The following is a 12,593-nucleotide window of genomic DNA, read 5'->3' on the forward strand; positions in this document are numbered from 1 at the left end:
ATGAAATTAGCCATTGTGACGGCCTGCCCGAACGGCATGGTCACCAGTGTGTTGTGCGCCCGCCTGCTGGACGCGGCAGCCCAGCGCCAGGGTTGGAGCACCAGCGTGGAAGTCCATGACGCGGCCCATCCGGAGCGCCAATTATCGGCGGCGACCCTGGAAGCGGCCGAGTGGGTGTTGCTGGTAGCCAGCGGCCCGGTGGATATGTCGCGGTTCGTCGGCAAACGTCTGTTCCGCAGCACCCCGGCCCAGGCCTTGCAGGATGTCGATTCGGTGCTGCGTCGCGGCGCCGAAGAGGCCAAGGTTTTTGTCGAGTCGGATGTGCTGGAAGAGGCACCTGCGGTTTCGGCTGAGCGGGCTCCTCGTCTGGTCGCCATCACTGCTTGCCCAACCGGCGTGGCCCATACCTTCATGGCCGCCGAGGCGTTGCAGCAGGCAGCGAAGAAGCTCGGTTACGACTTGCAAGTGGAAACCCAGGGCTCGGTGGGCGCCCGCAATCCGTTGAGCCCCGAGGCCATCGCCGAGGCCGACGTGGTGCTGCTGGCCACCGACATCGAAGTCGCCACCGAGCGTTTTGCCGGCAAGAAAATTTATCGCTGCGGCACCGGCATTGCCTTGAAGCAGGCCGAAGCCACGCTGAACAAGGCGCTTGCCGAAGGCCGCCAGGAAAGCGCGTCGGGCGGTGCCAGTGCTGCGGCAAAAACGGAGAAGACCGGTGTCTATAAGCACCTGCTGACCGGCGTGTCGTTCATGTTGCCGATGGTGGTGGCCGGTGGTCTGTTGATCGCCTTGTCGTTCGTGTTTGGCATTACCGCGTTCAAGGAGCCCGGCACGCTGGCGGCGGCGCTGATGCAGATCGGCGGTGACACCGCGTTCAAACTGATGGTGCCGTTGCTGGCCGGCTACATCGCCTATTCCATCGCCGACCGTCCCGGCCTGGCGCCCGGCATGATCGGCGGGATGCTCGCAAGCACCTTGGGCGCGGGGTTCATCGGCGGGATCATCGCCGGTTTCCTGGCCGGTTACGCGGCCAAGGCGATCAACCGCTACGCGCGCCTGCCCCAGAGCCTGGAAGCGCTCAAGCCGATCCTGATCATCCCGCTGCTGGCGAGCCTGTTTACCGGTCTGGTGATGATCTACATCGTCGGCAAACCGGTGGCGGGTATGCTGGATGGCCTGACCCATTTCCTCGACAGCATGGGCACCACCAACGCGATTCTGTTGGGTGTTTTGCTGGGGGCGATGATGTGTGTCGACCTTGGCGGGCCGATCAACAAGGCCGCCTATGCGTTTTCCGTGGGACTGCTGGCGTCGCAAAGTTATGCACCGATGGCGGCGGCCATGGCCGCTGGCATGGTGCCGCCGATTGGCCTGGGCATCGCAACCTTTATCGCCCGTCGCAAGTTTGCCCAGACCGAACGCGAGGCCGGTAAAGCGGCGCTGGTGCTGGGGCTGTGCTTCATCTCTGAAGGGGCGATTCCGTTCGCCGCCAAGGACCCGTTGCGGGTGATCCCGGCCAGCATCGCCGGTGGCGCACTGACCGGTGCGCTGTCGATGTACTTCGGCTGCAAACTGATGGCGCCTCACGGTGGGCTGTTCGTGATGCTGATTCCTAACGCCATCAACCACGCGTTGTTGTATTTGCTGGCGATCGTGGCGGGGAGCCTGCTGACGGCGGTGTCCTATGCGCTGCTCAAGCGGCCGGAAGTGGTGGAGATGGCGTTGGAGCCGGCCAAGGCCTGATCACTTAAGTTTGAACAATGAAAATTCCCTGTGGGAGCGAGCCTGCTCGCGATAGCGGTGTATCAGTCGACAATGGGTTGCCTGATACTCTGCAATCGCGAGCAGGCTCGCTCCCACAGTGGTTTTGGGGTGTTCACAAGATCCCTGTCACGCCTGATTAACACTGCCATGCTTAAGTTTCCCCATTTGGGGGAAACACCATGAGCGAATTTGACCTGGGCCGTCGCCGTGTGATGCAAGCCGTGGGGGCGGGGTTGTTGTTGCCGGGGCTGGCGCCGGCGGTGATTGCCTCAGTCAAGGATCGCCCGGTGCTCACCGATGGCGTGCAGTCTGGCGATTTGCAGGGCGACCGGGCGATGATCTGGAGCCGCTGCGACCGCCCGGCCCGGATGGTGGTGGAATGGGACACCCGCAGCCAGTTGCCCAACCCGCGGCGTTTTGTCTCGCCACTGGTTGACAGCCGCAGCGATTTTACCGCTCGGGTCGAGCTCACCGGGCTGCCGCCTGACCAGGCAATTTTCTACCGCGTGCATTTTGAAGACGCCCAGACCGGTGTCGCCAGTGAGCCCTGGCTCGGTCACCTGCGCAGCGTGCCGCAGTTCAAGCGCAACATCCGGTTTGTCTGGAGCGGCGACACCGTCGGCCAGGGCTTCGGGATCAACCTGGATATTGGCGGCATGCGCATCTACGAAGCCATGCGTTTGCGCCTGCCGGATTTTTTTATCCACAGCGGCGACACCATCTACGCGGACGGTCCGGTGCCGGCGCAGATCACCACCGAAGGCGGGCGCATCTGGCGCAACCTCACCACTGAAGCCAAGAGCAAGGTCGCCGAGACTCTGGACGAGTATCGTGGCAACTACCGCTACAACCTGATGGACGAGAACGTGCGCCGCTTCAACGCCGAAGTGCCGCAGATCTGGCAATGGGACGATCATGAGGTGGTCAACAACTGGTCGCCGGGCAAGCAACTGGATGAACGTTACCAGACCAAGGATATCCACAGTCTTGTGGGCCGTGCGCGGCAGGCCTGGCTGGAATACGCCCCCATGCGCTTGCAGAAGGCCGACGGCGGCGGGCGGATCTACCGCAAGCTCGCTTACGGGCCGATGCTGGATGTGTTCGTGCTGGACATGCGCAGCTACCGCGAAGCCAACGACGCCAACCTCGGCGGGGCCAAACCCTTTCTCGGTCGCGAGCAGTTGGACTGGCTCAAGGGCGAACTGAAGCAGTCCCGTGCCCAGTGGAAAGTCATTGCTGCCGACATGCCCATCGGCCTGGGTGTGCCCGACGGCGAAGTCAGCCCCGGCGTGTCGCGTTGGGAAGCGGTCGCCAGCGGTGACCCGGGGCCGGCCCAGGGCCGTGAGCTGGAGATCGCCGAGTTGCTCGGCTACCTGCGCAAGCATCAGGTGCGCAACTACGTCTGGCTCACCGCTGACGTGCACTATTGCGCCGCCCACCATTACCACCCGGAACAGGCCGCGTTCCAGGATTTCGAACCCTTCTGGGAGTTTGTCGCCGGGCCGTTGAATGCCGGCAGCTTCGGGCCTAATCCTCTGGACAAGACGTTCGGTCCCGCAGTGGTGTTCCAGAAAGCCCCCCCGGCGCAGAACACGTCGCCGTTTGCCGGATATCAGTTCTTTGGCGAGGTGAACATCGACGGCCAGAGCGGGGAGATGAGCGTGGTGTTGCGGGACTTGGAAGGTTTGGCAGTGTTCGAGAAGAAGTTGCAGCCGGTCTGAGTTTCAAGTACGCCACCAATCAATGTGGGAGCGAGCCTGCTCGCGATGCGCTGTGTCAGTCGACAAAAGTGCCGTCTGATACTCCGCCATCGCGAGCAGGCTCGCTCCCACAGAGGGCAGTGTTTTAGCGGGTGGCTTGTCAGTAGACATCCCGCCGGTACCGGCCCTGTTCGATCAAGCGCTCCACTGCCGCGGCGCCGAGCACGTCGTTGAGCACCTGATCCACGCCCGACGCCATGCCCTGCAAGCTGCCGCAGACATAGATCGCCGCACCGTCGGCCAGCCATTGCTTGAGCAGGGCCGAGGATTCGCGCAGGCGGTCCTGGACGTAGATTTTCTGTTCCTGATCCCGAGAAAACGCCAGGTCCAGGCGTTCCAGATCGCCGGATGTCACCCATTCCTGTAACTCATCACGGCAGTGGAAATCATGCTCGCGCTGGCGCTCGCCGAACAGCAGCCAGTTGCGCTGCATGCCCTCGGCCACGCGCGCCTTGAGCAGGCTGCGCAGGCCGGCCAGACCGGTGCCGTTGCCCAGCAATATCATGGGCACGCCCTGAGGCGGCAGATGGAAGCCGCTGTTGCGGCGTACCCGCAGGCTGATTGCACTGCCCAGCGGCGCATGTTCGGTGAGCCAACCGGAGCCGATACCCAGGTTGCCGTCGGCGTGACGTTCCTGGCGCACCATCAGTTCCAGCAGGCCATCGGCGGGAATCGAAGCGATGGAGTATTCGCGCAGTGCCAGTGGCGCCAGGGCATCCACCAGGGCCTGGGCATGCATGCCCACCAGATGGGCGCGATTTTCCGGCAGTTGGCGGTTGGCCAGGGCCTGATCGAGGCGCTGGGGCAAGCCATCGACCTGCACGCGAGCAACGCCGGCGATGCCCAGGCCCTCCAGGAAATGGTCGATGGCCGACAGGTCATTGCGCGGCAGGATTTCCACCAGGTCACCGGCCAGCCAACTGCTCGGGCCGGGCGCGGTGAGGCCCAACAGATACACGCCAGAGCCGCTGCTCTCGGGGTTGAGCAAGGTGCGCTGGTGCAGGGTCCAGTTCTCGAAACTGGGCGCCTGCCAAGTGTCCAGCGGAGCCTGGCCAGTCAGTTCGGCCAATTGCTGTTGCCAGTGACGCAAGGCGTAAGGGTCGCCACTGTCGACTTCCACCGGAGCGAACAGGGTCTTGCCGCCGTGCTCCGACAGCCAGGTGTGCAGGCGTCGGGCGAAGCCGCAGAAGTTTTCGTATTGCCGATCGCCCAGGCCCAGCACTGAATACTGCAGGCGCTCCAGGCTCATGGTCCGACCCAACACGTTGCGCTCGAAACCCCGGGCGCTGTCCGGTCCTTCGCCGTCGCCAAAGGTGCTGACGACGAACAAGGCGTGGCTGCAATTGCTCAGCTCCTGCTCGCTGACACCGGCCAGCGGCTGGACCTTCACCGGCAAACCGGCAGCCTGGAGCTGGCCGGCGGTCTGCCAGGCCAGTTGCTCGGCGAAACCGCTCTGGCTGGCGAACCCGATCAGCCAGGCGGGCGCATCGCTGCGGTTGGCACCCAGCTCCTGGCGGGCATTCTTGATTTGGCGCTTCTTGCGGCGACGGTCCAGGTACAGCAACCAGCCGGTGATGAAGAACAGCGGCATGGTCAGCGCGGCGACCGTCACCAGGATCCGCCCGATCAGGCCGAAATAGCTGCCGATATGCAAGGCGTAGACGCTGGTCAGCAACTGCGCCTTGAGGCTCTTGTCGCTGTAGCGGCTGTGACCACTGATGACACCGGTGGCCGGGTCGAGGATGAGCTGGTTCAGCGCCCGGTCATGAGGTGAGTTTTTCAGCAGGTAGAACACCGTTGCCGGTTGCCCGGCCACCGGCGGCATGCGCACGTTGTAGGCGATCAGGCCAGGGCCCGCGGCGCTGTAGATGCTGCTCCACATGGCCCGATAATCGGCCACCGGCGGCGGGCCGCTCGGCGCTGGGCCGCGGTTGCGCACCCGTTCTTCTTCGGGGGAATCGGAGAGCAGGTGGGTCACGCCTTTGTTGTACCAATCGTAGGACCAGGTCAGGCCGGTCAGGGCCGCCAGCAGATAGAACGCCAGGCACCAGGTGCCCGCCACCGAGTGCAGGTCCCAGTTGAAGCTGCGGCCTTTTTTCGCCCAGTCGAGGGTCAGCCAGGCACGCCAGCTTTTCCATTGGCGTGGCCAGCGCAGGTACAGCCCGGACAGGCAGAAAAACACCAGGATCAGCGTGCAGGCACCGGTAATCTGTCGACCCACATCCTCCAAGGCCAGGACGCGATGCAGCCTGAGTATCAGAGCGAAGAGATCCTGGCCCACCACATCGCCCATGAATTGTGCGTTGTACGGGTTGAAATAGCGCATGGGCCCGCGCTTTTCCCCAGGCGGGGCGGCGAAAATTGCCCGTGCGGCGTGGCCGCTGTCGGTCTCGACCCAAAGCATGGCGACGGTTTTACCGGAAGCGGCCTCGATCTGTTGCACCAGCTCGGCAGGCGGCAGGACGCCTTCCGGTTGTTTCGGGACCATCAACACCTGGGGGTTCAACGCCCGCAGGATTTCGTCCTGAAACGACACCGCGGCACCGGTAATGCCCATAAACGCCAGGACCAGCCCGGCGCTGATGCCGAAAAACCAGTGCAACTGGAACAGGGTTTTCTTAAACACGTCACTCGCCTTTCAGTCATTGCTGTTCATCATGGCGCGCATGTTATCGAGAACCATTCATAAACACACATAAAAGCCACATGATTCAGACAAGCCTGAAGTCAATAGCATTGCGCTGATGGGCGCGTTTCGCGCTATTGCAAAAAAGCCCGTGACACAGTCACGGGCTTTCGGGTCCAGCGACCAGCGAATTACACGTAGAACGACTTCAGCGGCGGGAAGCCATTGAATTCCACCGCGCTGTAGCTGGTGGTGTAGGCACCGGTCGACAGCCAGTACAGACGGTCACCGATGGCCAGGTTCAGCGGCAAACCGTACTTGTAGTTTTCGTACATGATGTCGGCGCTGTCGCAAGTAGGGCCGGCGATGACCACTTCTTCCATCTCGCCTTTCTTCTCGGTCCAGATCGGGAACTTGATGGCTTCGTCCATGGTTTCGATCAGGCCGGAGAACTTGCCCACGTCCGTGTACACCCAGCGCTCGACGGCGGTACGGGATTTACGGGCCACCAGCACCACTTCGCTGACCAGGATGCCGGCGTTGGCGATCAGCGAACGGCCCGGCTCCAGGATGATCTCCGGCAGTTCGTCGCCGAAGTCTTCCTTGAGGAAACGGATGATTTCCTCTGCGTAGGTTTCCAGGCTGTTGGTGCGGGTGATGTAGTTGGCCGGGAAGCCACCGCCCATGTTGATCAGCTTCAACACGATGCCGTCTTCTTCTTTCAAGCGCTCGAAGATGACCTTGACCTTGGCGATGGCCGCGTCCCAGACGCTGATGTCACGCTGTTGCGAACCGACGTGGAAGGAAATGCCGTACGGCACCAGGCCCAGGTCGCGGGCCAGGATCAGCAGGTCCATGGCCATGTCGGTCTGGCAGCCGAACTTGCGCGACAGCGGCCAGTCAGCGGTGGTCGAGCCTTCGGTGAGGATGCGTACATAGACTTTCGAGCCCGGCGCGGCCTTGGCGATGTTACGCAGGTCGGCTTCGGAGTCGGTGGCATACAGGCGCACACCCTTCTCGTAGAAGTAGCGGATGTCCCGGGATTTCTTGATGGTGTTGCCGTAGCTGATCTGATCCGGGCCTACGCCACGGCTCATGACTTTATCCAGCTCATAGATCGAAGCGATGTCGAAGTTCGAGCCTTTATCCTTGAGCAGGTCGATGATTTCCACTGCCGGGTTGGCCTTGACGGCGTAATAGACCTTGGCGAATTCGAAACCTGCGCGCAGGTCATCGTAGGCCTGGGAGATCATCGCGGTGTCGATCACCACGAACGGGGTTTCCTGCTTGTCGGCGAACGCCTTCATTTTCTGAAAGGTCTCGCGCGCGAAATAATCTTCGACCTGGATCGACATACTTGGGACTCCTACTGGCAAACATCAGGATCAATGGGTGTAAGGGCAAGCAGCCCTCGTGAACGTCCTCCGTATCCCCACTTTGGTTCGCCTACTTCCCAAGGCATGTCGCCGAAAGCAAAAAGGCCACGGGATGCTTGATTCCCTTGGCCTTGCTGTCTCGTCGTCAGTACTTGAGCCGGATGGATCGTTTCCAGCATGGACGTTCGGCGCGAACTTTAGGGCGTGAGGGGCCTGAGATCAACAAAAAATGTCGCGTTTTTGCACTCATTCGTCGTGCGGCCCGCGACAGCTCCTGATGTAACCGACCTGTGTGACAGTCAGATGTTCCTCGGCAATGCGACACAGGCCTCCAGGCTGGCCATTTGCACATGGCAGCTTGGAAGGGTGTTTCATGGCAGATCATTTGTTGACTGATTGGCGGCCGGTTATGAGGAAATCGTTTAAACAGATCTAAAAAACTGTAAGTGTCGACAGTGGGCGCGACGAAGCGATCATCGAATACTCAAGACTCCAGTTGTACTCGCCGCTGAATAAAACCGGTGTTGGGTTTATGCCGGGAACGCAGGTTATTAGGCGAGATTGCATAACTGATTGAGCTGAGCGATGAAAAGCTCTAGGAGAGAGTCATGCGCAAGCGTCGGGTCATACGGATATTAAACATTTCTTTGTTTCTCGGTTTTGTATCGGGCTCCAGCCTGTTGCAGGCAAGCCCTGGCACCGATACGGCCAAATTGATGGAGTACTGGTATCGATTGACCGCACGGGATTGTGGAAGTGGCAGGTTGGCGTCTGATTGCTCTGGGTTGATACTTCGAGGGATCGCCAGTAAACAAAGTTATTTGCCGTGGGATCCCAGCCCGTTATCGCATAGCCTGGAAGCGGGAGGCACCGGTATAGCGGCCGGAGGTACATCGGTTTCATATTTAAGAAAAGATGTGGAGTTCAATGGTCTTGGCATGCTCAGGTTCAATGGTTTTGCCTTGGTGCCCAATGATTTTGTGAATGAAAAGACGCAATTCAAAATCAAAGTGTTGTGTGCCTTTCCTATTGATTCCTGGACGAATTATCGAAACAACAGCGGCTGCGGCGATTATCAGGAGAATGGGAACTCCCTCGGCGTTGTCGAGGACTATTGCCAGAAGCTGGGCATCAGCAATGCCAAGGCGTGGATGGAGCACTATGACCGTCAAACCCGAGACCCTGAAGCCACGAAAGCGCACAAGTTTCAATGCGGCTTTGATACCACGAGAGACTACTTCGGTACCTATAACAAGGCTGATGCATTCAATACGTTTGTCGAAGCACGAAAAATTTTGGCCAATGATCCTGAGGAAAAGGACGATGCGATCCATACCCAGTCGGAGCTGCGAATTGAAACCTGGCCGGATAATAAATACTGGAAAAGGGACTGGGGCAGTCAGGAACGGGTGAAGTTTGATGCGCCTGTCGCCAGTGACAGCGACTCAGCAAAAGCCACGTACCTGGAGCTCCCTATCGCTGCTTTTATTTATGAGAGTGGTATTGATTACATTGACAGAACTACAAAGACTTTTACGTCTCGTGAGTTTGCTCGAGATGATCAGCGCCGATGGGTAGAGCAAGGCAATACGTGGAAGCCGATCATAAAAATACAATTTCCGAACTCGATCGCTGAGGACGCGAAATTTGCTTACTACCCCGCCGATCAGCATGTTCAAGCCCCGGTGGATAGTCGTTCCTGCGATAACTACATAGAAAAGATCGAGTGGGATAACAATTATGTAGAACCCGTATTGGGAAAAATTTCATCGCTTAAGGTCACGCCCACGGCCTGCGGAAGAAAAGCCGGCGTAGGGAAAACCAATGTCGTGCTGGCCGAGCTGGCGATCAAGGCTGCTGCCCTTGATCCGAATCGCAAGGACTGGAATTTCGATAACATGGGCAGCAGCATGCGCCGTCAGTTGGCCTGCCATCTTGATTCCCCCGATATCGCCGAGAATAAACCTACGTGGAGCCTTGAGCCCGCTCGTCCCTATGTGGCCCATGATGTGATTATTAAATTGCCGGGTGATAACCGGTGTAATCCTCATTGAAAGGGTCAGATCAGCCTGTTGACCCGACCGGGATACTCAAGGCGACGAACATGGCAACTCTCACGCTTAAAAAATCAGCAAAGCTGCTGATTCTACTGGGCAGTCTTTGTGTTTCGCCGCTGTCCTTTAGCGAAGCGCTCGTGGCCACGAGCGTGCAATCAGGAGAAGCAACCGCAGCCGCCTTGACCCGCAACTACTACGACACCGCGGTCAACTGTGGCGCTGCCACGGCACCGGCTTTTTTATGCACGGGTGTCGTGGCACGCACAACCAACGCAGGAAACTTCGATCCTTGGGACCATAGCGAATTTTCCAGGACCAGCGGCGCGGTTTCATTTTCCTACCTGAGGGCCGACGCCAAGTTTGGTGGTGCGCCATGGGGCAACAACGAAGCCCGGCATGGCTATATTTTTTATCCCACCCTCCGGGTTCCGCAGGGAAAAATAAGGCCCTCGATCATCTGTTATTTTCCCTACGATGGCGCGACGATCTATCGCAGCAAACCGGGCGCCCACGGTTGCCGTGACAGCATTACTCAGTTCGTCTATCCCCTTAGTAAACCCTGTAATGAACAGAATATTTTCACTGCCAGGGCCTGGCTGACCCATTTTCGAAGGGTCAGTTACGGAAATCCTGCCAGTTGCGCGTGGATGCTCAACGATGCGTTGAATGAGCAAGCCGTGGCTAACTTCAATGCGGGATTGCAAGTCAGAAAACTTGTTGAGCTTGAGGCCGGGGGCGCCGATTTTAATTTCAAGAATCACAACGAGCTTCGCATCGAAGCCTGGCCGGAAAAAAATCCGGCTGCGCTGCCCATCCAGGCGTTTTTCTGGATCACCGGCTCAAACGATCTGGAAACCTCCCGAATCGACCAAAAAAAATATCATGAGCGCACCAACGGTCTTTTTATCCCCATCGTTCGTGTCACATTGCCTCCCAGCCCACAAGGTCATTTCAGTTTCCAATATGTGAGTGCGGACCAAGCGATCTCCCCGGTTATCCCGATGCCCGCTTTTGCTGCACCCACCATTCCCAAGGCTTACAGCACAGTCTCTGGCGACCGTCTGAACACTCAGGATATCTATAGGGATGAATACCTCATCGTGCAATTGCCCACCGAAGCAATTGCCGCCTCCGATATCTTGAGCGTTCGGTGGGGAGGCCGGGTGCCATACAGCAGTCCGCCGGTCGCATACGGCGAGCTTCCCGCGAACAAACAGGTGCTGATTCCCCGCACTGAGGTCGTCGATAGCATCGGGCTCACCGTACCGGTGAGCTACACCATCAAGAAAAGCGGTGCCGGTGAAACCCTGGAGTCTGGGGTGCGGTTTCTGACCATCGATCCCCAGGCGCTGGTGCTTCCGGCACCCAGTTATGCCTCGGGGACAGTCACAGTCAACTCTCCAGATCCGTCGGGCTCGACCCTGCGCGTACGTGTCATAGGGGAAACCTTCCTTGATACGGCCCATCAGCTGGTTACGGCCGGTAAGCCCAATTCTTTCGTTCTTGACCCGACCTGGGTCTCGAAACACAAGGGAAAAACGGTGCTGATCAATTATTCGGTGTTTACCAAACTCAGCCCGCAGTGGTTGTTTTCCCAAGTGCTCCGGGTCCAGCTATAAACGTCAGGCCAACGCTGTCTCGGCTGGCGAAACAATACTGGTCTTACCCCACGGGACTTGCCGGAGCTTAGGTACTCGGCATCGATTCATTCGCTCAGGTACTGCGAGCAGGCGCCGTTCTGACGGTGCAAGTCGCGGCGTCGTACAAAACCCTGGGCCTTGTTCTGATTGCTCTCGCTGATCACTTCTTCTCTGGTGGATTAAGAAGGAACACTCGGTTTTTTATTTCAAATAAGTATTGAGCACTGTGAAAGTTGACAGGTGTTCGAAGGGGAGCGCTCTTGTAGCGTAGATAAAACTGTTAACGGAAAAAGCCTGAAAAAGACATAGCTTACTTAGAGCCTTGTCTGTTCATGTATGGGAGTCTGAAATGAAAAGACAATTTTGCATTGTGCTGTTTTTATTGTTGACGGCTGGCTGTGCAACACATGAATTGGATAGGAGCACTATTGATGAGCCGTCAGGACAGGCTGTTGGCGTCCAAGGCGCAGGTACCGGTCCAGAAATAGCGGCCTATCTCACGGAAGCCTATAACAACGTCTTGACCATGTGTCGCAACAACCCCTCGGCGCCGTCGTTTTTATGCACAGGGGTGACGCTACGGGCAACCCAACACTCCACGCAGTTTCATTTTTGGAATCCCAACCCAGCATCGACGGGCGTTTCTTTTTCCTGGCTGCGTAAAGACGCGAAGTTCAGCAAATTAGTATTTGGCTACAATAACGGCTTTATTCTTTATCCCGATTTTTTTAAACCGACAGGGAAGATCGCATTGGCGGTGCTGTGCTTCTTTCCAGTCGACGGCGCCACTGACCATCGACCTGACGAAGGTTGTGGTCAATATCCCAATCGCCCCAACAGCCGACCTTGCCAATCCCAAGGTATTACCACAGCCGCGCACTATATTGCCCATTTCAACGCTAACGCAGGTATGTACGGTGCATTGTGTGGCTTCGATGTTCGTGACGAGCTGGATGAAAGAGGCGCCGTTGCGTTCACCGAGGGCGTGAAGGCCCAGGGGCAACTTCCAGCCTCCGCATTTGGTACGCAGAATGAATTTCGCGTGAGAAAGTGGGCTCAGAATATTGGTCAGACCCTTCCGATTGAGGCCGTTTTTTACATCAATGATACGGGTAAGGTTGGCGCTCAATATGATCAACGGGACTTTAAAACGCAGACCGGCATTTGGATCCCCATGATCAAGATTACGCTTCCCCAAACGGCCGCAAATGATGCGAGATTTGAGTTTATTCCCGCTGATCAGGCTATCTCATCCTGAACCTCTGGGGCTGGGCAGCGGTGATGAAGATGTCTGATTCTTGCGTTGGACGTGTGCCGTCGAGGGGGGGGCGAGTCGTTAGGCTGCTCTTGCGCAGGTGGTCCATAGAGGG

Annotated in this window: 7 protein-coding genes and 1 pseudogene; 5 read left to right on the plus strand and 3 right to left on the minus strand. The window is 58.3% G+C overall.

Annotated elements, in window-relative coordinates; translation table 11 throughout:
* Positions 1 to 1,743: a PTS fructose-like transporter subunit IIB gene (locus tag HQ912_RS05305; protein WP_107321866.1), complete on the plus strand. Its 1,743-nt coding sequence runs from the start codon at positions 1 to 3 to the stop codon at positions 1,741 to 1,743.
* Between the two features lie 200 nt (positions 1,744 to 1,943).
* Positions 1,944 to 3,485: an alkaline phosphatase gene (locus HQ912_RS05310; protein ID WP_173406551.1), complete on the plus strand. Its 1,542-nt coding sequence runs from the start codon at positions 1,944 to 1,946 to the stop codon at positions 3,483 to 3,485.
* A 139-nt stretch (positions 3,486 to 3,624) separates the two neighbouring features.
* Here HQ912_RS05310 and HQ912_RS05315 read toward each other — a convergent pair whose 3' ends face one another.
* Together HQ912_RS05315 and HQ912_RS05320 are read right to left on the minus strand one after the other, a co-directional pair.
* The gene (locus tag HQ912_RS05315; RefSeq protein WP_173406552.1) at positions 3,625 to 6,150 is read right to left on the minus strand and encodes a PepSY domain-containing protein; all 2,526 of its coding nucleotides are present in this window, start codon (positions 6,148 to 6,150) and stop codon (positions 3,625 to 3,627) included.
* Between the two features lie 191 nt (positions 6,151 to 6,341).
* Positions 6,342 to 7,505 carry a type III PLP-dependent enzyme gene (locus HQ912_RS05320; protein WP_047229038.1) on the minus strand — a complete coding sequence of 388 codons (1,164 nt, stop codon included), beginning with the start codon at positions 7,503 to 7,505 and terminating at the stop codon, positions 6,342 to 6,344.
* A gap of 629 nt (positions 7,506 to 8,134) precedes the next feature.
* Between HQ912_RS05320 and HQ912_RS05325 the strand changes: the two genes are divergently transcribed.
* The gene (locus tag HQ912_RS05325; RefSeq protein ID WP_107321869.1) at positions 8,135 to 9,580 is read left to right on the plus strand and encodes a DUF2599 domain-containing protein; all 1,446 of its coding nucleotides are present in this window, start codon (positions 8,135 to 8,137) and stop codon (positions 9,578 to 9,580) included.
* A gap of 50 nt (positions 9,581 to 9,630) precedes the next feature.
* Positions 9,631 to 11,202, plus strand: coding sequence for a hypothetical protein (locus tag HQ912_RS05330; RefSeq protein WP_173406553.1), 1,572 nt, complete (start codon positions 9,631 to 9,633; stop codon positions 11,200 to 11,202).
* Positions 11,203 to 11,205: 3 nt separating this feature from the next.
* On the opposite strand, the pseudogene HQ912_RS05335 reads toward HQ912_RS05330, so the two are convergent.
* Positions 11,206 to 11,396, minus strand: a pseudogene (locus tag HQ912_RS05335) (glycine/betaine ABC transporter ATP-binding protein); the annotation flags it as partial.
* Positions 11,397 to 11,572: 176 nt separating this feature from the next.
* On the opposite strand from HQ912_RS05335, the gene HQ912_RS05340 reads away from it, so the two are divergent.
* Complete coding sequence (locus HQ912_RS05340) at positions 11,573 to 12,481, plus strand: hypothetical protein (RefSeq protein ID WP_047229035.1); 909 nt, start codon at positions 11,573 to 11,575, stop codon at positions 12,479 to 12,481.
* Positions 12,482 to 12,593: the final 112 nt, after the last annotated feature.

The organism is Pseudomonas sp. MPDS (assembly GCF_013283895.1).
Taxonomy (GTDB): domain Bacteria; phylum Pseudomonadota; class Gammaproteobacteria; order Pseudomonadales; family Pseudomonadaceae; genus Aquipseudomonas; species Aquipseudomonas rhizophila.

Bases quoted from the DNA above. Each gene is read 5' to 3' on its own strand.
- HQ912_RS05305 (WP_107321866.1), top strand. From the start codon at position 1: ATGAAATTAGCCATTGTGACGGCCTGCCCGAACGGCATGGTCACCAGT.
- HQ912_RS05310 (WP_173406551.1), top strand. From the start codon at position 1,944: ATGAGCGAATTTGACCTGGGCCGTCGCCGTGTGATGCAAGCCGTGGGG.
- HQ912_RS05320 (WP_047229038.1), bottom strand. From the start codon at position 7,505: ATGTCGATCCAGGTCGAAGATTATTTCGCGCGCGAGACCTTTCAGAAA.
- HQ912_RS05325 (WP_107321869.1), top strand. From the start codon at position 8,135: ATGCGCAAGCGTCGGGTCATACGGATATTAAACATTTCTTTGTTTCTC.
- HQ912_RS05330 (WP_173406553.1), top strand. From the start codon at position 9,631: ATGGCAACTCTCACGCTTAAAAAATCAGCAAAGCTGCTGATTCTACTG.
- HQ912_RS05340 (WP_047229035.1), top strand. From the start codon at position 11,573: ATGAAAAGACAATTTTGCATTGTGCTGTTTTTATTGTTGACGGCTGGC.